The 19,496-nt window shown below is 47.1% G+C and carries 11 protein-coding genes and 1 pseudogene; 5 read left to right on the top strand and 7 right to left on the bottom strand.

Features of this window, described 5'->3' with window-relative positions; translation table 11 throughout:
* The first annotated feature begins 527 nt into the window (after window positions 1-527).
* Window positions 528-2,531: a PAS domain-containing protein gene (locus OSC7112_RS14865; protein WP_015176670.1), complete on the top strand. Its 2,004-nt coding sequence runs from the start codon at window positions 528-530 to the stop codon at window positions 2,529-2,531.
* Between the two features lie 92 nt (window positions 2,532-2,623).
* Here OSC7112_RS14865 and ltrA read toward each other — a convergent pair whose 3' ends face one another.
* The gene (gene ltrA / locus OSC7112_RS14860; protein ID WP_015174099.1) at window positions 2,624-4,441 is read right to left on the bottom strand and encodes a group II intron reverse transcriptase/maturase; all 1,818 of its coding nucleotides are present in this window, start codon (window positions 4,439-4,441) and stop codon (window positions 2,624-2,626) included.
* 687 nt (window positions 4,442-5,128) lie between these two features.
* Between ltrA and OSC7112_RS14855 the strand changes: the two genes are divergently transcribed.
* Together OSC7112_RS14855 and OSC7112_RS14850 are read left to right on the top strand one after the other, a co-directional pair.
* On the top strand, window positions 5,129-6,319 hold the full coding sequence (locus OSC7112_RS14855) for a PAS domain-containing sensor histidine kinase (protein ID WP_015176669.1): 1,191 nt from the start codon (window positions 5,129-5,131) through the stop codon (window positions 6,317-6,319).
* A gap of 231 nt (window positions 6,320-6,550) precedes the next feature.
* Window positions 6,551-7,057, top strand: coding sequence for a hypothetical protein (locus OSC7112_RS14850; RefSeq protein ID WP_015176668.1), 507 nt, complete (start codon window positions 6,551-6,553; stop codon window positions 7,055-7,057).
* 501 nt (window positions 7,058-7,558) lie between these two features.
* Here OSC7112_RS14850 and OSC7112_RS14845 read toward each other — a convergent pair.
* Window positions 7,559-8,668, bottom strand: coding sequence for an extracellular solute-binding protein (locus OSC7112_RS14845; protein WP_015176667.1), 1,110 nt, complete (start codon window positions 8,666-8,668; stop codon window positions 7,559-7,561).
* Window positions 8,665-8,793 (bottom strand): annotated as a pseudogene (locus OSC7112_RS42380) (phycobiliprotein lyase); the annotation flags it as partial. The gene OSC7112_RS14845 and the pseudogene OSC7112_RS42380, both read right to left, overlap by 4 nt.
* Before the next feature lie 497 nt (window positions 8,794-9,290).
* On the opposite strand from OSC7112_RS42380, the gene OSC7112_RS14840 reads away from it, so the two are divergent.
* Window positions 9,291-9,848: a hypothetical protein gene (locus OSC7112_RS14840; RefSeq protein WP_015176666.1), complete on the top strand. Its 558-nt coding sequence runs from the start codon at window positions 9,291-9,293 to the stop codon at window positions 9,846-9,848.
* Window positions 9,849-10,250: 402 nt separating this feature from the next.
* Here the strand turns inward: OSC7112_RS14840 and cobT are convergent, their stop codons facing one another.
* The 4 genes from cobT to OSC7112_RS14820 all read right to left on the bottom strand — a co-directional run bounded on the left by cobT (window position 10,251) and on the right by OSC7112_RS14820 (window position 14,038).
* Window positions 10,251-11,360, bottom strand: coding sequence for a nicotinate mononucleotide-dependent phosphoribosyltransferase CobT (cobT, locus tag OSC7112_RS14835; RefSeq protein ID WP_015176665.1), 1,110 nt, complete (start codon window positions 11,358-11,360; stop codon window positions 10,251-10,253).
* A gap of 237 nt (window positions 11,361-11,597) precedes the next feature.
* The gene (locus tag OSC7112_RS14830; protein ID WP_015176664.1) at window positions 11,598-12,353 is read right to left on the bottom strand and encodes a DUF2232 domain-containing protein; all 756 of its coding nucleotides are present in this window, start codon (window positions 12,351-12,353) and stop codon (window positions 11,598-11,600) included.
* A gap of 383 nt (window positions 12,354-12,736) precedes the next feature.
* The gene (locus tag OSC7112_RS14825; protein WP_015176663.1) at window positions 12,737-13,234 is read right to left on the bottom strand and encodes a universal stress protein; all 498 of its coding nucleotides are present in this window, start codon (window positions 13,232-13,234) and stop codon (window positions 12,737-12,739) included.
* Between the two features lie 90 nt (window positions 13,235-13,324).
* Window positions 13,325-14,038 (bottom strand): Crp/Fnr family transcriptional regulator, encoded by a 714-nt coding sequence (locus OSC7112_RS14820; RefSeq protein WP_015176662.1) that lies wholly within the window; start codon window positions 14,036-14,038, stop codon window positions 13,325-13,327.
* Window positions 14,039-15,119: 1,081 nt separating this feature from the next.
* On the opposite strand from OSC7112_RS14820, the gene OSC7112_RS14810 reads away from it, so the two are divergent.
* A complete protein-coding gene (locus OSC7112_RS14810; RefSeq protein ID WP_015176661.1) occupies window positions 15,120-19,475 on the top strand; it encodes an acetate and sugar kinases/Hsc70/actin family protein in 4,356 nt (1,451 codons plus the stop codon).
* Window positions 19,476-19,496: the final 21 nt, after the last annotated feature.

Here is a 19,496-nt window from a genome sequence, read left to right as displayed (position 1 = left end):
GGAAAAGGCGATCGAGCGTATCTAAGTTTTGCAAGAATTACGCTAAACTTTGGTTTAAGTAAATTTACGATACAGTCGATCGATAAACTACTGAGTCTGGCGACTGTCTGCAAGAGCATCCCGATTTTGCAAAAAGCGTTTTCACAGGAGTGCGAGCATCCTGCACAGCCAAGCCTAAATATAAGTGCGATCGCTCCTGTGAAAGCACTCATTTGGATGCTCCCAACACACTTTAAATAGGAACCGACAGTATTATATGTAAAAACAACTAAATAACACAATCTGATTGAACAGCGAGAAACCGATTTTTTTGAGAAGACCCCTGTCATTTTCTTGATTGGTTGGCGGCGGCGAGAGGCAACAATTTTATGATGAGTGATTAACCGAACTCGATATAAAATCTAAAATCGTTCAACTGAGCGCTCACGCCGAAATCTAAAATCTAAAATCTAAAATCTAAAATTGATTGATTGCCTTCGAGATTAATTGATCGCCTGTCATCTACAACCGATCCCGCATCTACTACTATGGCTCAAACTCAGTTAAACGACAGCAAGCCAAATTGTCTGCAGCCAAATGAAGTTGCGACTTCCGAAAGATTTAAAACAGCTTTCAAGCCGTCCACTTACAACTTGTCCGTTACCAGAAAACAGTTAATTGGACTGCTGGCGTTACAAACAATCTTGCCAGTCGGACTAACGGGAACAGCACTTTGGCTAACATCGGCAGTTGGAAGCAACGAACTGCAAAATCAAGCTAAATCCGAACTGAGCCTTAGTGAAATTAACTACAATCTCCAACTCGATCGCGCCGCCGACCGTTTGCAAAACTCCTCTGACAGCCAAACGATCGCCCAAACAACCTTAGCTTACAACAGCGGAAATAAAATATCATCTTTGCAAAAATCTGTCAAGAAAATTCTAGAAAATCAAGTCAAAACAGGAGCAATACACAGTGCAGCTTTAGTGGGGAAAGATGGGAAGATAATTGTTAGCGTTAATCTCAATCAAGAGGGAAAAAGTTTTAATCCTCGCAACCTAGCCTATCAAGTATTAGCAAAAAAAGAGCCAATTACGGCCAGCAAAATTATGGCTAAATCTGAAAATCAGAAACAATTGCCAACTTTGCAACCGGGATTGAGCGAACGTATTCTTGTGAATTACTCAGAAATACCCGTAAAAAATCCCAAAAATCAGACTGTTATTGGTGCTTTATTTATAGGAAGAAATTTGAGCCAAATCCCGATCGTTGCCAGTAGCGAAATAGTCAATTCATTCGTCGGATTTGACGCTATTTATGCACCGCTTAATGAGGGCAAATATGTCTTGGTAAGTGGAAAAAGTGTTATGAAAAATCAACGGTTGCCCGACTTACAGTGGATGGACAGATCGCTACTGATCTCTGCACGCGCCGCCGATGGGAAACCAGTTGCTCAGCAAATAAAAATAGGGAATCAGGCTTATACAGTAGCTGCCAAATCCCTTGGCAATTTAGCCGGAAAACCCGCAGTAATTTTAGTGCGGGGCATCCCCAAAACCTCGATCGCAACTTGGTGGGGCAACAACTGGCTGCTGCTGGCAATGTCTGCGGCTGCCCTTGTCCCCTTAGCCTTGGGAGTTGCAGTCGCCCGCCGGATTGCCAAACCCGCTAACTCAAATTTATCAACAGCAGACGGGAATTGGCCCTCTAATTCCAGCGCCGAACCGCCGCAGCGTTCCCGGAATTTGGATCTAATTTATGACAATTTAAATTTCGGCGAATTCCCCGATCTATTTCCCAAAAAATCGAGTTTAAACGGTAAATTAGCGGTGGATTTTCGATATAAAAAAACTGCGGGCGATGGCCCCATCGCAAATCCCCACATCCCGCTCGCTTTCCAACCCCTAGCATTGCCCGCAAACTCCGTCTCAAACCAGTCGCGGCAGGCAAATACAGAACTAGAAAAAAGCGCGATCGCCTTAAATCTAGTCCAGGAAGCTTGGCAAGACTTAAATCGCCTCAACTGGGAATTGCAGCCAGAAATACTCGATCGCCAAAACACTCAAAAAGCCCTGCGAAAGAGCGAAGCACTGCTGCAAGCAATTTTAGACAACTCAACAGCAGTGATTTACATCAAAGATGTTGATGGAAAATACCTGCTCACCAACCGCCATTTTGACAATTTGTTCGACATCGCCAAAGAGCAAATAACAGGGAAAACCGACGCCGATATTTTTCCCGAAGATAAAGCAGCAGCCCTGCGAGAAAACGACCTAAAAGTTCTCGAATCCTCCTCGCCCCTAACCATCGAAGAAATCATCCCTCAAGACGACGGCCCGCACACTTATATTTCTCTGAAATTTCCCCTCTGCAACTCCGAAGGTAAAGCTTATGCAGTCGGTACAATTTCTACAGACGTGAGCGATCGCAAACTTGCCGAACTCACTCTAGAAAAAGCCAAAGCAGAACTAGAAATAGAAGTCGAACAGCGCACTCTATTCCTCAAACAAGCCAACGAACTCTTGCGGTTTGAACTCGCAGCCAGAGATTAAAGTCAGTGAAGGAGTCGCCTCCTCCACTGCTCTCCAAAACGGAACGTGATAGTTTCCCATCATTCCGCTCCTCAATAAAACGGCTGTTGTCATCAGTACGTCATTACCAACATATCGTTTTCCCAAGCCCAAAGGCTTGGTTCCACTGGTGGCTTAGGTTTAGCACTTTTGCAGCTAGATTTGTTACCAAGACTGCCATCATTGGCAGTCTTTGTGTCGTGGCAATGTCGATGGAGTAGCTGCCAATTATCATACGATTCCTTTCCACCTTTCGATTTGGGGGCGATGTGGTCAACCTCTATCGAATCTCCATCTTTGAAGTAGTTATCGCAGTGAGCGCATTTCCCTTTTTGTCGCTTGAGTAGTTTGGCTACTCTTACGGGTATTTCTGGGTGTACTCCCATTCTTGAACTCCAATATATCCAGTCACCGTCATAGGGTGATGCCATCCCTTTTACTTTTACATAGCGCTTTATTTCAGTGGAACTATGTTGTATGAGCTTTAGAGGATTGTTACCCTCTCCGGTTGCGAACACCCAGTTATTGCCTTCTACGGTTTTGAAGTATTTAAGGCGTGTCCATCCTCTGCCCTTGTTCCTATGACGATGGCGACCCCATTTGAGAAGCTTCCAAACCACTAAGTGCCACAGCCTATCAAATATTTTCTTGCTGACGACTGTTGAGAAGTAGTTACACCAACCCCTAATGATAGGATTGAGATTTTTTATTAAAGTCGCTTGGTTTAACCCACGCGATTTATTTATTACTTCCGCAACTTTTCTGTAGTGCCTTTTCTGACTTTCCTTGCTAGGGCTGATAATAGTTTTAAAGCCCAATAAAGTGCCTCTAGTTCCCTTACTTGAGTTGTGTTTTCCTACTGGAAACTGCCTGATGTTGAATCCTAGAAAGTTAAATCCAGGTTTTTCATCATCTAGTTTATTCAGGGTGTGGGCTAATCTTGTTTTACTCGGCTTTAATTCTAACCCAATGTCACTTAACCACTTCTCTATCTCAACCTTACACAGCTTCACAACTTCTACATCCTCATGGAGAACTACGAAATCGTCCGCATATCGTATCAGTGAAATCGATTTGATTTTGTCTCGTAATCCATAAGTATGACCACGAGAGTCTCTCATCTCGAATTTTGGGGCTAAACCCATAATCAATTCCTCAATCCCATGTAAGGCGACATTGGCAAGTAGAGGTGAAATCACCCCGCCCTGTGGTGTCCCTTCATCAGTTGGGAACAGCTTGTTTCCATCCATAACACCAGCTTTTAACCAAGCCCGGATTTGTCTCCGTAGGGTAGGATAGGTATTTAATTTTGAGAGAAGTACATCATGGTTAATGCGGTCGAAGCATTTACTGATATCGGCATCCAGCACATATTTTGATTTCTGACTTACCGCACTGAATATTGCTCCTATTGCATCGTGGCACGAGCGTCCTGGTCTGAACCCGTATGAGTTAGGTTCAAATCGCGCTTCCCATTCTGGTTCTAACACCAGTTTGACTAACGCTTGCAAGGCTCGGTCTTCCATTGTCGGTATGCCTAACGGTCTTTCCTCATCTGTCCCTGGTTTGGGTATCCAAACTCGGCGTGTTGGCTTAACCTTTGAACCCAATGATATTTTATCTATCAGTGCGAGACGTTGCTTTGGGGTCAGCGATTTAACACCGTCCACGCCTGCCGTCTTCTTTCCTTGATTATCTTGTGTTACCCGACGAACCGATAATGCTTTTGCTGCCCAAGAACTTATCAACAGTTTCTGGAGTCTGCGTACTAGCTTGACATCACCACGATTAGACGCTTGATATATCCGCTTTTGCAATTTAAAAACGTTACGCTCTAGCTTTCGCCAGTTGATATCGTTCCATTCATACATCGGTTTTTCTACCGTGTTCATAACATATTCATTGCTACTTGTAGCTATACCATCCGTATTACCGTAAGTCCGTTAGCATATCCTCACCATTGCAGTGAGGCGTTGGCTTTTGACTCAATCTCTACCACCTGTTACCTGGAAGTCCAGATGTTTCGTCTTAGCTGACTGCTCGAAGTATTCGACCTCTTCGAGAGTAATCAGGTGGGTTACTTCGTTCCTCATAACCATTGGTCTGTTCCGTTAGGATGTCACCTCTTCACCGAGTTTTTGGGTAACGTAGGTATGTCGGGCAAAATTCTCATACCACCCTGTACTAATGCCCTTTTGGGACTACCAGCGCATAAAGCCTTATTTCGCTGGTTCGCCGTAACGGTGATTCAGGCAGTGACTTCGCATTTGCTATCCGTAGGAACTTGCTCACGGGATACCACTTTTAGGCTAGTGGCTCTTTCCGCTTTTATCTCCGCTTCACCGATTGATGGCTAGTCTCTACAGTGGGAGATATGCTTTCACCTCTACGTCTGAGGGGCAGGACTTATCGTTTTCTAGGATACTAACGCTCACCTGCAAGGTTATGAAGTTGTCATCTACAAGGGATTAAAGTGCGAACTCAATCCTCATGGATTACCCTGTAGAAGCCAGTCATCCCCCAATTTCTCGGTTTCGACTGAACGAATCGCACTCCGCGGCGCCATCACAGTCAGACAAATGACGGCTCAGGTAGCCCGACACGCCAGAACTGTTGACGGCATTCTCGGCGCTTCTCTTGACCTAATTTTTCTAATAGATCGATCGGGAAAATACACCTATGTCAGCCGCACCGCCGCTCAAGCCGCCGGCATGAACCCCAGAGAAATGATTGGCAAAACCTGGCAGGAATTAGGCTGGTCGCCAACAATTATGCAGCGGGTTCACCAAGAATGCCACGGCATATTTGCCACAGCCGAGCCCGTGAAAGGCGAAGTAATTGTCCCCACGGCAAACTGGGGAACCCGCGACTACGAGTACATTCTCAGCCCGGTTTGTGCGACAGACGGCAGCGTCGAAGCGGTGGTGGCGACACTGCGGGATATCACCGAACGCAAAGACGCGGAGGAAGCGTGGCAGTTGGCCAAAGAAGCAGCAGAACTCGCCAACCGCGCCAAGAGTGCTTTTCTGGCAAACATGAGCCACGAGTTACGCACTCCCCTCAACGCGATTATCGGCTACAGCGATATGCTAGCGGAAGATGCCGAAGAGTTAGGCAACTTACAGGTAGTCTCGGATTTAGACAAAATTCGCACTGCTGGCAAACACTTGCTGCGCCTAATTGACGACATTCTAGACATTTCCAAAATTGAAGCTGACAAGATGGAGATTTACCTCGAAAGCTTCGATGTTGGAGGCTTAATCGAGGAGGTGGCAACAACCATCAAACCGCTAATGGATAAAAACGGCAATACTTTGCAAGTATTGAGTTCTGACAATATCGGCGCGATGCACGGCGATTTGATGAAAGTGCAGCAGGTAATGCTGAATTTGCTCAGCAATGCTGCTAAATTTTCGGCAAATGGGACGATCGTGCTTACTGTCGAAAGAATTACCAGTGAAGAATTAAAAAATAAATATCAACCGAAAGTTGCTCAAATGTTAATTTTGGATGCAGACTTTTTAATTTTCCGAGTGACCGACACGGGCATCGGCATGACACAAGAACAGCAAGAGCGACTGTTCCAACCTTTTACTCAAGCTGACAATTCAACTACTCGCAAGTACGGCGGTACGGGTTTGGGACTGACTATCAGCCAGCGTTTTTGTCAGATGATGGGCGGCGATATTGAAGTTACTAGCGAGTTAGATTGCGGTTCTACTTTTACTGTTTGTCTGCCTGCTTCATTGTTTAAGCGATCGAAATTTTAACATGACTGTAGGGGCGGGTTTTACCAACAATAAAAGCAAAAAAAACAATCCGATCAACCCGCCCCCACACAACACAAAATCGCAATGTACATCTTTTGCAGATAATAAAATGTAAGGTTTATGTAGGCGATATGCTGTGGGGGGGCGGGTTTTCGAGATGGCGAGTTTCAGACATAAATGGTTGGTAAAACCCGCCCCTACGGGAAATATATAAGAAATCAAACAATAATTATGAAATACGATGTTGATACCCGCAAGAATTGCATTTGGACAAAAAGTTTATTTTTGTTCCCGATCGCCTGTTGTGCGTGCTTCGGAGCCTTGCTGTGGGGACAATCTGCGGCATTTTCCCAGCAGCCGGCTTGCCCGACAGGCAACGCTGCTAATTTACCGTCGCCCCCGCTTTCGCAAACCGAAAAAAGCGTGCCGAGTCTGTGGTTAGCTCAAAAACAGTTTGGCGGAAAATTGCTCGATCGCTGGTTTGTCGATCCCGGCAATACTTGGGTAATTATCATCGTCAACCGCCAGCTTTGGAGTTTGCTCGATTATATGGAACGCTATCAGTTTGTCAACCGCTTCGGCACTGTCGCCAGCGAATACGGTTACAATGTGCGAGTTTGCAACCGTCAAGGCACAGCTTTGGCAGTTTATTCGTGCAAGGGCGATCGGCTTAGTTGTCGCATTGATTTAGAATCTCTCTCAAATCCGGGCCTCCGAGGAAGGGTGAAAAGATTTTAGATTAGTGTCCCTACAAGAGCTAGGACACGGGGCCGTGCCTTTGGGAGTGTCAACAAGCAGGTCAAACCCATAGTCCGGCAAGGGTTGAAACCCCTGCCTCAAAGCTAAAGTCGTCTGAAGACGACTAATATCAAATCCGTTAGCATCGGAATAGTAAATTCAAGTTCACTGTTCACTGTTCACTGTTCACTGTTCACTGTTCACTGTCAACACTCAACATCATAAGGAGTGTTACCGGAAATGATATATAGCAATTCTTGCAGGAGTTGTAAAATTTTTACCCCACCCCAACCCTCCCCAAGGCATCGGGGAGGGAGTAAGAAATTCACAAATGATGCGAGGATTGCTATAATGAGTTCTTCAGTCCTCTTTGAGAGGACTTTAGCTATTAGACAGGGGTTTCAACCCCTGGCGGACTCGCGGGATGACTAACGAACTTAAGTTGACACTCCCAAAGGCGCGACACCGTGTCCCTACAAGAGCTATGTACCTCACTGTAATTTAACTTTTCACTACTTGCCTAGTTTCTTGCCAGAGCGATCGATATTGGGCAATCCCCGCATCCCCAAACGGCAGCAGAAAGTCGCTAGCAGCAAGAATCTTAGCATCCGGCAACAACACAGAATTAGTGCGAACAGCTTCCGGCAAATCCTCCGGTTTCATGCCGACAATTATCGGCGAACTAGCCTTAGCCAGCAAAGATAATTGAGGAGCAATCCGAGGCTGCAAACAAAAATCAATCCATTTATCAACTAAAGAAACTGGATTCCCTGATGCTGGTTCTACCCACAAATCTGTCCAAAGTGCAGTTCCCGAAACCGGAATTACTAAAGCAATATCCTTTTGAGTTTGCAGCAGCGGCAGCAAGTCGCCAGAGGAACCTACGGCCAACCAAGTATCGCCTAAAATTAATGGTTGCAGGTAAGCGTCAGAACTATAAAATTTAACTTGTCGGTGCAGATTGGCGAGTTCTTTTTTAAGATTTGGGACTCGATCTAATTGCTGCGTATTGTAAGATTTCCCTAGCTTTTTTAATGTTAAACCGATAACTTCTCTGGCACTGTCTGGCAAAGAAATTCGATCGCGCAATTCAGATCGCCACAAATCTTTCCAATCTGTCGGAGTCCACCCCAAAGCCTTAAATTTGTCGGTTCGATAGGCAATTACCGTACTTCCCCAGCGGTAAGGTGCAGCCCACACTTTACCTTGAGGATCTAATTTACCCTCATCGTTGCGCCTGACGAGTTTTTGCCATCTTTCGGGCAATTGTGACCAATTAGCAAACTTAGCAGGATCGATCGGCTGAATCAATTTTTGCCTAATTGCCAAAGTCAGCCAGTAATCTCCCAACATCACCAAGTCAGCTTGATTTTTTGATTTGGGAACCCGTTTCCACTCCTGCAATAGGGCGAATAATTCTTTTAATTGCGGTTCTTGCGTTACCTGCAAAAGCGGAGACGGTTGTACATCGCGGCTAAATTTGCTTACCAGTTGGGCCGGAATACCGTTTTTGAGCGATCGAATTTTGAGAATGGGCTTCGAGCCGCACCCTGCCGCCAATTGACTTAAAGTTAGGGTGGCGGCCCCCAATAGCAAAGACCTTCGTTTCACCTGTCAATCCGCTTTTCTAAATATTGACCGATCGTTTTGTGTTCTGCAGCCGGGGAAATAATCGTTTGTCGAGTCCGGTAGTTGGCGCCGATTTGTCTTATTTCTTTTTCAAACACAGAGCCATTGTACTCGGTTCTGCTGCGCTGTGAGTCTGTTTTGCTCTTGCCCTGATTTTACCTTCTACCTTGTCGATCGAGCTTTCCGATGCCGAAAACTCCGTCAGCTTAACGCCTAATTTCTCGGCTCCAAGTTCCTTTGAGCCAGTTTTGCTCGCCAGCCGGGTCGATCGACTGCATCTGTGTTACATTTTTTAATATAACGAAACAACGAGAGCGCTGCCATCTGCAGTTGGATGACGCTTTTTACACAACCGAAGTGAAAAATCCTTTTTAAATCGGGGACAGCTTAATAACTAAAAAAACTAAAAATCCATTCATCTGAATCCTGAAAGCACTGGCGAGAGCGAAGTCAATCTAATAGGACGCTCTGCGATCCGACTCTCAGAAACCCGACGTTTTAACTCTGATTGAAGGTTTGAACGAAGTATGGGGGTTAAGCAACCCGGTGGCTGTGTCCAAGACTATGTAAAATCTAAAATCTACAATCAACAATCGACTCACTAATGACGACCGATTATCTTCAAGCTCGCTCCCTAAATCTACCGTCAGGATTGGAAACACAACAATTACGTCAAAAATTAAATAATTTAGTGATAAATCCAAGTTATGTAAAGATTTACCTTATATCTAAAGATATAAGTTACGATCCAAAGGATGATTTTATGGAAGCGCTCCGCCAGCAAGTTACACAATTGACCCACAAAGTCGAGGCCCTCTACAAACTCATAGAAAACCTCAATGAAAAGCTCTTGGAGTCTGCCAAGGAGACGAAGCTGACCCAGCAACAGAGAAACGATCGCTCTGGAACCCTAGGAAACGACCAAATCTCGCCCTATCAAACCTACAGCAGTCTCGACGGCCTCCTCGAACACAAGGATATACTGTTAGATGACAGCTACTTCGACAAGAATTCTCAAAGCATGGAAAAAGAGCTGAGCGCAGACATTCAAATCCAGCGCTTAACAGCTCAGCTAACAGCAGCTTACAATCGAATTGCCGCCTTGGAAGAACAGTTGCTCTCCAAAAGAATGCACTCGCAACATCTAGGCGGGCCTAATTAAATATTGCTAGAATATTGCTAGCGGGGATCGGGCAGTAATTTAAAAAAATACAAGTTGCGTTGATTTATGCTCGTCTACTTATAGATTCATTGCATAGAGTTTTTTATCTCCCGCAATTAGCAGGGGAATACTGCATCAAAGCCAGATATTATGTAGGAAATTCTGTAAATCTGAGAGCAGAAATGCTACAGGAAGTGATATAATTATTCAGCCAAAACTAAGCTGGGTGAGCCGGAAAACCATGTTCGCAGCTAGATCGGCGCATCTGAATTTTTAATATTTAATTCCTAACATTCCTGGACGCACAAAAAACTAAAAACCCGGTTTGCGAGTGTATTCGTCGCTGCAAAACCTCAATATTTTCAGTAAAAACCGGTTTGGTTTTTTTGCCTCCAAGAGTGTCTAATGTTTAATTTCACACCTGCGCCGTGCTAAAGCTTCAACAGCTTGAAGGAGTTGAGGAGGAGTCCAATTTGCAGCCAAGCCACTGGCGATCGCACACGCACCCGCACCGACACCTTCCTTAACATAGCCGCGATCGTAAGCTTGCAGTTGCCCGTAGCGAGATCCAGCAAAACTTAGCTGCGCCGCCAACAGAGGCACACCGCCGATCTCATTGGCAAGTCCTACAGTGTCTCCTGTAGGGTCTTCGGCTACCCAGCGCGTAGTCCCCACCGCAACTTGTTCGGGACGCCATACCAGAGCATATTCACGGGCTAAGGCTTGCATCAAAGCGTACACTGCCAGCATTTGCGTGCCCCCAGCCAGGAGTACCCCGCAAGTCCGACTCGCGGCGATCGCCATTGCCGCCACCGCTATTTGCATCGGATCGCCCACCGCCGCCACCAATTCCAGGGGAGTGCTGTTTTGTCCGCCAATTTCCCACTCAGCATGATTGAGTCCCGCTGTCACCGCAGCCAATTTTTGAGCGTGATTGCAGCGAGGATGAGAACTATTAACTTTGCCCGCCGCTGCAATACCCAAACCCATTAACACGCCCAAAGCAGTAGTCGTTCCCCCAACTACGCACTCCCCTAAAATTAAATAGCTGCCATTAGTTTGAGCGGCCAATTTAGCTCCCCAAATTAATCCTTGTTCGAGCAAATGTTTGACTGTTTCGAGTTCTAAAGCATTCCCAGAAATCAGACACTTTGCTGCAGTGCCGCCCAAATCAATTGCAGGTACGGGAGGTGGGAGGGGCAAACCAGCATTAAATAGGTAAAGCGGAAGTTCCAAAGCTTCGACTACAGCGCGAGATATCAGTACCGGCGAGGCACCCGCTTCTAGGGGCGGCAAAGGATATTGGGGCGATGCTTGGGGGCCGTTATACAAAAATTCTGCATCGGCCAAACAAGTAAATTGTCGATCGTGCGGGGTTGCTCCTGCTGCTGAAATCCCCGGAATTAAGCCTGTAGCGGTAAATCCTAACACGCAGGCAAATATCGGTTTTCGTCCCCGATAGCGATCGATCCACCGCTGGCCCTGTTCGATTTTTGTATAAATACCAATCATAAATTAGTCATTAGTCATTAGTCATTAGTCATTAGTTAGCAGTCATTAGTTAGCAGTCATTAGTCATTAGACCTCTCCAATAATTATTGTGGAACAGGCATCCTGCCTGTTCAAGACTTGCTTTTCAGGAGATATCTATTAGTCATTAGTCATTAGTTATTAGTAGCAATTAGCAATGCCCTGCGCGGGCCCATGCCCCATGCCCTGCGCGGGCCCATGCCCTGCGCGGGCCAATAACTACTCTTCATAATCGATCAAAACTTGCACCCAGCTTGGCGGCCGCGGAATTGGATTTCCCAAACGATCTAATAGCAGCAAAGCTACTAAATGCACTACAAATAAATAGACAATATTGTTAACCAAAATCATCCCGGCGGCGATCGCCCCAATTGTGTTCAAACTCGGTACATTAAGCCAGCCCAGCTTCACAAACACCCATTCCACCATCTCTGTTACCTGGGCCGTTACGTAAACCCATAGATCTTGACCCACCAACGCTGACAGCAGCCAAAACCGAAAAAAGAAGCCTACAGTACCAATGAAAGCGCCCACACTAATAGAGAGTGACCAACTCGCTTTGCGCCTCCAAAGTCCTCCCAGCGCAACTCCCATAATTCCAAAAGGCATCACGTATAAAATGCTCCGCGTCGGGCCCATCAGTACCGACAGCAGCAAACCCGATACCAAAGCTGCCATCCAAGCTGCTCGGTTGCCCCAGCGCAAGTAAACTAGGGCGATGGGTATCGGGAAAAAAACCCGCAGCAAAGGCCCCAGCGGAAAGTAATAATTTACCAGCCAAATTAAGCTCGCGGTACTTGCCAAAAAAGCCGTTTCTACAAGCCTTAAAGGCGCTTCCCCAGAGGCGCGCTTCTCCGGATCGGGATTTGTACGATCGCCAGCCATTGCTGAAATATCGGCGGTTTGCGGCTCGTTATTTGTACTGGGTGAACTACCCGAATTAGACGCAGCATCTGCTGACAAAAAATCACTCATCCGATTTTAGATTTTAGATTTTAGATTTTAGATTTTACGGGACTTGCGCCCGATACGGCTGATTCCCGATTTTCCGATTTTAGATTTTAGATTTTAGATTTTACGGGACTTGCGCCCGATACGGCTGATTCCCGATTTTCCGATTTTAGATTTTAGATTTTACGGGACTTGCGCCCGATACGGCCCAAACCCGGTTTTCCGATTTTCCGATTTTAGATTTTAGATTTTAGATTTTACGGGACTTGCGCCCCATAAGGCTGATTCCCGGTTTCACTGTTTGGATGCCTCGCCGCCAAATTTAATATTGCTCGCAGAAACCGGGTTTCGGTAGGAACGCAAGTCTTATTTGAGATGGATTTTCTCAGCCAGAATTTTCAGCAGCATTATTTTTCGATTTTGACTTCCTGGATTACCAAAACCGAACAAGATGCGTGGTGAACGACATAATTGCTGACGCTGCCGAGAAAAGCCTCTGTGAACCCCGTGCGGCCGCGCCTCCCCAACACTATTAAATCTGCGCCCCAATTTTCGGCGGATTCACAGATACAATGCCCCGGATCGCCCTCCATTTTGCAGTCAAATTCCACCTGCAATCCTTTGTTTGCTGCAGCGTCGCAGTAATTTTTCAGCAAACCCGAAGCGTGTTTTACCTCCCTTTCCAGCCGCAAACGTTGAGCTTGATAAGCTTGATCCATTAACTCGACATTCATGCCCAAATCTACCGGAATTGGCACTGCCGTCTCGCCCAGCGAGTTGACAGTAACGCAGTTAAATAGCATCACCTCGGCCCGATCGCTCAGAGCTAATTCTAAAGCTTGAGTGAAGACGCGGTGGCCGAGTTCAGAATCATCTAAGGCGGCGAAAATTTTCTTAAAACTCACAGCTTTACCTCCTGCGGGAAATCATTAATATCAGTTAGTTAACAGAGAGTGCTTTGGAATTAGATTCAATAAAAGCAAACTCTGATACTTCTAGACTAACAGACGCTCTAAGGCGTGCAAGTCGGGAATGCACAAAACGTCACGTTCGCGCTGAATAGTTCCTTTTTTTTCCAGCTTGCTCAGCACTCGCGTTACTGTTTCCCGAGCCAGCCCGCTGAGGCTGCTCAATTCTCTGTGTGGCAGGTTGGGAATTTCTGTACCTCCTGTTTCCATGATTTTTTTGCCTTGCCCCTCGGCCAAAAATAATAGAATATCTGCTACTCGCGAGGTACTGTCCGACTCTCGCAAACGCAGGCGGCGGTTGACTTGTCTCAGGCGGCGGGCCATCAGTTGAGCTAGCCGAATCCCTGCTAGCGGCTCGGTATGAATGAGCTGCACAAAATCCTGAGATGGCATATTGCCGATCAGTGTCGGGGCTAGGGTAATCACATCTGTCGATCGCGGTGCTTCTTCGATCGCGGCCATTTCCCCGAATAATTCTCCTTTCCCCAAAATATTCAGTGTTACTTCTTTTCCGTCTAGGTTGTAGGTGCGAATTTTCACCCAACCATCCAATATAAAATACACTGATGTTCCCCAGTCATTTTCGAGTAAAATCACTTGATTTGACGGATGACTGCGGGTAACGATGTGGACAGTTGCTCTCTCGATTACAGGATCGGGTAATCCTGCAAAAAAAGGAGTAGAAACTATCAATTGATTTATATTAGAATTCGGATCTCGGGTGTTAAAGCGGTCTTCCATGAGGCCATCATTTTAATTTATGCGCTTGAGCTGCGCTGGGCAGTTAGAAATAGCTTGCAGCCGAGTCATTCGATTTGAGATTCAAGATTTGAGAAACAAGGATCTAAAATCGGCAATTTTACCTCTAAAGTTTGGCGGTCAAAGGCTCAATATGGTAATTAATAGCCTCAAGCTCTGATTGGGAGCTAGAAACTTAAGAATATACCATAATTTTTTAGATATATACCACCGAGCAAATTTTATTAACAAAATTTTAGCAATGTGGCAAACGACTGAGCCGATCGAATTACCTTTGAAAGCACTTCGCGAAGACAAGCTTAACACTGCTGAGAGATTTCTTGTCACTGCCGTGCTGTCGAGAAGGCAGAATCCACGAGCAAAAGCCTGCAAGCACTGCAGACAGATCCCCAATCCGAGCAATTGGCTAGAACCTGGCAAATGTCAGCACGATCGGCAAAATCCACAGCCATTGCGAGCCTAAAGACTGGCGCTCTTCGCGAGCGAAACCCACCCACTTCCCAGCAAACTTTTCTGCTACCCCAAGATTATTGTACCATTAGTATCTAGCCATGAATACAGAGAAAAGGCTATGATAAAGGGTTACTCAAACCCAGTATACGGGGACAATCCCGAATCTCGGTATCCCAAATCGCAAATTGTTTGAGGTTTTTTCCAAGTCGGTGAAAGATCGAGAGAGCGTGGCGCGCTCCCATGCTAACGAAACTCGCGGTGACAGTGTGCGGCCCGCCGTTCCAGGGGGTGAAGGCAAAAGTTCGTGCCGATGGCAGCTATTCCTAGCAGGAATCAGCCTCCGGGTTGGGAAACTCGCCCCTGAGCCACAGAATTTCAGAGCACTTGCAATTGATAGCAGCGGGGATTTGGTGCGGAAGTACCGGCTAACCTATCATAGGCAATAGAAGTTATGCGAAGACAAAACGTTAATTAACAGTTGTCAGAAAATATTAGTGAATTATTGACAGACTCGCATTCAGATTATTCTATCTATAGGCATCGCTGCCGCCTGACTTCAGTCTTTTTTCGGTAAAGTTTCTCCCAAGCCGCATTCCCAGAGGTTCCGCCCTTGAATTCTCAGAAGTACAAAATTCAAGCACTGATTGCTGAGATAGACGAGGTACTCAGCAAGCCCGCACCCCGCTTGCCTTGGACGGGTTCGATCGATACTGTCCACCAGCGCCAACTTTTAGAGCGAGTTCGCGCTTATCTGGTTTCCTCAGACTCAAAGCTAACGGCCCCAAAAGCCCCCGCCCGCCCAAATGTCCGCCCGCAACCAGTTCCAGTGCCCAAAGTGCCTCTGGCAGCCCCTGGCCCCTCAGCCGCAGAGCAAATCATGCTTGCCGTAACCGGAGAAATCAGCCACCTGCGTTCAAGCCTGACAGGGCCGCTCCAAGAAGACATAGAAGCTCTGCGGCAAGAGCAGCAAGCTCTAATTCAAGAAATCAAACAGCTAGAAGCAAAACGGCAGCAGCAACAATCCCTAGCTCAGCAACAAGCCAACCAACAGCAAATTATTGCTGAATTCTTGCAGGTACTGACTGCCCGCTTGGAAGAAACCTTGACTAGCGATTTCTCCCAAATTCTAAGTTCGCTAGAAAATCAGTTACTGCAAAGCATCTCAGCACCCTACTCTTTGGGCAGTGCGCCTGATGAACAATCGGCTGTTGACGTAACACTTAACCGACAAACCTCAGAAGAACACCCGCTGCTGACGCCGGCTCAGAGGTTGGAGCAAATGCAACTGTTCCAATCTCATGCTGACAGTCTGCTGATGAGTCTAGATTCTAGGATGGCTATCGTGTTCGAGGCTTTGCAAGCAAATCTGCAAAGCTATCAAGCTTCTTTGAGACAAGAACTCGAAAATATGTACGGTTTGAGCCAGCAGAGCGAGGCGATGTTCGCAGCTTTTGTCAACCACTTGGCCGCACAGTTGGGGCGAGAAGCATCTTCCTACGTTCAACAGCCGATCGATTTAGCAAATAATCTCGAAACCGCCACCCCAAGCGCAGCCGATCGATCGGATGCCGCTCCCGCCCTTTCCAATACGGCGATCGAGCACTCAGCCGCAGAGACTCTGACTGGAGACTCGGTGCAGGAAATTCGCACCGGCGAATTCGGAGAACAAGACAGATTTCCCTACGCCGGTACAGAAATTTCTCCGCAATACGGACGGTTGAGGCGCGAACGCGACCGCATTCAAGCCCCAATTTTGCTCCCGGAGTTGGCAGATAATTTATTCGGTTCTACACCCGAAATATCTCGAAATGCACCTCGGTTTCCGGGCGGTGAATCGGAAAATAGGTTAACAGAAACAGACGAAGAGATTGAGGATTTGTATGCAAGTTTGTTCGCGGGAGAAGCGGTTCCTGAAGTAGAATTACAAATCGAAAGTTTCCCGGTAGAGAATACTGCAATTGAGGTCACAAGTGAAGGTGTAGAAGATCGAGGGGCGGATCGGGAAACTGCCGAATCGCAAAAAATGACCGAAGATTTGTTTGTAAATCTGCTGGATGAAGGCGAATCTTTGGAAGAGCTTTTAGTAGATGAAGATTCAGACTTTGTAAGGGGTAATTCTGTAGATTCTCTAACTTTAGATAGTGCAGATTTATTTGAACCGCAAGCGGCAGCAGTAGCTGAAGTTTCAGAAGCACCAGCCTCAACCGCTGAGGTGCAAATTGACACGGACGATCGAGAAAATCTAGAAACGGCTCAAAACCGAGGCGAGGAGTTCGGCGCTACAGTCCCTCAATCAGCAGCTTTGCCGTTGAGAACGCCTGCAGAAATTAGCCCGAACCGCCCCAGTGCCGCGCCCGGTTTGTCGAGTATCGGTGAAATTCAAAAAGGCGAGTCCGGCACTCCGTCGCAGAGGCTCGATGATGGGTACATCCAAGCTTCGCCGGAGGAGGATTTGCTGCCGGTCGAGGCATTAGAAGATGACCTCGATCGAGCTCTCAATTTGGACAACAATACTCTGGAACTGCTGGAGGCAGACCTCTACAATCTGGAGGGATTGGAAAATACTAGCTCCCGGCGATCGACTTCCTCAGCCGCTACCAGCTTGGATTTATTGGGGAGTTCCCCCGAAGGAAGTGCAAAAAATCCCTTTGCAGAGGTGGCAGAGGAAGAACTCGGCACGCTGGAGGATTTGTTCTCCGATGTGTTGGAACTCTCCTCGGATGATGAACCCTTTGTTTTGGAAAACGAACTTGAGGATGATTTGTTGGCGGAGGAAGACGAATCGAACTTGACGCTAGACGAGATTTTGGCTAGTTTGACCGAGACCGATCGACCTTTGACTGATTCTCCCCCTCCAGAAACTGCCGAAACTAACGAACTGCGATCGAGTCCTCCAGAAAGTCAAAAAAAAAACCTAATTTCGACAGAGAGTAAAGCAGGAGTTGTTGAGGGGAAAACCGATTTTAGCGAGTTTGCCGAAACACAGCAGCAAGAGGCGGCTGGGCATTCTGCAGCAGATGCGATCGCCCCATCCCCAGAAGGCCGAAATTCTAGCTGGTATTTGGGCATTGATTTCGCCTCCAGCGGCCTGTCTGCGGCTTTGCTCGATCGCACCAGCGGCCAGTTGCACCCGATTTACTGGGAAGCATCGCAGGCTGAGGCTCGGGCACCAGACGCCAGTTGTCGGATTCCCTCGGCTGCGGTGCTGGCCCAAACAGCGCCAGGAAGCCCGGGGTCAGAGGTGACAGTCAAGTCGGTGGGATTCCGACCCCAGGCTTTGGCTGCAGGAGAATTTTTACTGGAAAATTTTAAATTGCCTTTAAAGGTGGGCATTCCTTATCAGCGGGAGGCTGCTGGGATGTACGAACCGCTGTTGCAGTGGTCGCCCTTGCAGGCTTTTTCGATCGCCTTGCCGCTGCAAGGTGTGCGGGCACTGCTGGCTACTTTGAATCCGAGTTTGCGGGGACAAAAACTTGACGGATCGGGGGAAGTTTTGGATTCTGCACCGAGGGCGATGTTTGCAGGATTGCCAGTTTCTAATTTAATCTGTAGGGCTTCGGGACTGACGCCAGAAACTCTCGATGCGGCGCTTTTAGACTTGCAGGGTGTAATTTTGGGGACTCCGGCCGGCTGGTCGGATGTTTATATGTTTAATCTGCGGGAGGCGGTTTTGGGCGCGTCTCTGGTGGCTTCTGGTTCGCAAATTTTTGTGGTGGAAGATGCGATCGCCACTTTGCTTGCTGCTGTAACTCCTGTGAAAAATGGCATGGAAGCCGAGTCGTCGGCCGTGGATGCTGCTAAGGGCGGTGAAGAAGCTGCACCGCTGACTGTCAATGCTTCGTCTTTTAGCGGGGGAACTTTGATTTTGAATGCGGGGGCGGCGACGGTGGAATTAGCTTTAGTTGAGTTGCCGTCCAATCTTCAAGATTTAACTCGTGCTGATTTTACTTGCCAGAGTTTTGGTTTTGCTGGCGATGCTTTCGATCAGGATATTATCTGTCAGTTGTTGGCTAAAAATGAAACTTGGGGAATGTCGATCGATTTGCCACGTCCGGGGCATCCAGATTTGCCGAGCCGCTATCAATTGCAGCAGCGGTTACAAGGTTCTGCTTTTGGGCTGCAATTGTTAGAAGCAGCAAGGCAAATAAAAGTTATTTTGCAACATCAAAAAAGTTTTGCTTTGGATATTGGTCAGCAGCATTGGGATGTGAAGCGCAAAGATTTGGAAAGTCTGGTTTTGGTGCCTTTTGTGCAGCAGTTGAACCGTGAATTGAATGCTTTGCTCAGCCGCGCGGGAATGTCGCCGGCGGGGATTAATCAGGCGATTTGTGCGGGGGGTATGGGTGGTTGGGCTGCGATCGCCCGCTGGTTGCGGCAGAAGTTGCCGAATGCGATCGTGGTTCAAGATCGGGAATTGGAGGGCGATCGAGATATTTTTGAGATTCACAATTCTGCATTAAATTCTGTATCTCAAAGTACAAATTTTTCCCAAAAAATGGGTCGAGTTGCCTGCGGCTTAGCGAGTTTGCCTCTCTATCCTCAAATTTTGGATGTGTCGCAGCAGCAGTACAGCGACTTTTTTCTGCTGTGGGAATTAATGCAGGTTTTGGGCGGGGAAACTCTCAGCTTTCAGGAAATTTTGCAGTTGTTGGAGGGCCAAGGCGTGAATACCCGCACCTGCGAACCCCGGATTTTGGGGATTTTGGAAGGAAATTTGCCGCCGGGACTTGTGCCTGCGGAGGAAGATTTCATGCTGCTGGCCGAGGAGTCGAGGCAAAATCCTGATTGGGAAGCAATTTTGGCCGAGCCGCTTTTCTTTGAAGATGTTTCGCGGGGTTATCGGTTGAATCTCGAACACGCCTCTGTTGTTCGCGAATATTTAGGCAAACTCGCCTCTAGCAGCCAGCAAAAATTGTTAGAGCCGCTAACACTTGCTTGGGATGTTCGCACCGATATTTATCGCTAAACGGCAAAAAACCCGGTTTCT

It is taken from the genome of Oscillatoria nigro-viridis PCC 7112 (assembly GCF_000317475.1).
In the GTDB taxonomy this organism is placed as follows: Bacteria; Cyanobacteriota; Cyanobacteriia; order Cyanobacteriales; family Microcoleaceae; genus Microcoleus; species Microcoleus nigroviridis.
The sequence above is the reverse complement of the archived record's forward strand: the minus strand, read 5'-3'. Positions and strand labels throughout refer to the sequence as shown.

What these genes read in the sequence shown, in the direction of transcription:
- OSC7112_RS14865 (WP_015176670.1), top strand. Translation starts at nt 528, where the DNA reads ATGGCTCAAACTCAGTTAAACGACAGCAAGCCAAATTGTCTGCAGCCA.
- ltrA (WP_015174099.1), bottom strand. Translation starts at nt 4,441, where the DNA reads ATGAACACGGTAGAAAAACCGATGTATGAATGGAACGATATCAACTGG.
- OSC7112_RS14855 (WP_015176669.1), top strand. Translation starts at nt 5,129, where the DNA reads ATGACGGCTCAGGTAGCCCGACACGCCAGAACTGTTGACGGCATTCTC.
- OSC7112_RS14850 (WP_015176668.1), top strand. Translation starts at nt 6,551, where the DNA reads ATGAAATACGATGTTGATACCCGCAAGAATTGCATTTGGACAAAAAGT.
- OSC7112_RS14840 (WP_015176666.1), top strand. Translation starts at nt 9,291, where the DNA reads ATGACGACCGATTATCTTCAAGCTCGCTCCCTAAATCTACCGTCAGGA.
- cobT (WP_015176665.1), bottom strand. Translation starts at nt 11,360, where the DNA reads ATGATTGGTATTTATACAAAAATCGAACAGGGCCAGCGGTGGATCGAT.
- OSC7112_RS14830 (WP_015176664.1), bottom strand. Translation starts at nt 12,353, where the DNA reads ATGAGTGATTTTTTGTCAGCAGATGCTGCGTCTAATTCGGGTAGTTCA.
- OSC7112_RS14820 (WP_015176662.1), bottom strand. Translation starts at nt 14,038, where the DNA reads ATGGAAGACCGCTTTAACACCCGAGATCCGAATTCTAATATAAATCAA.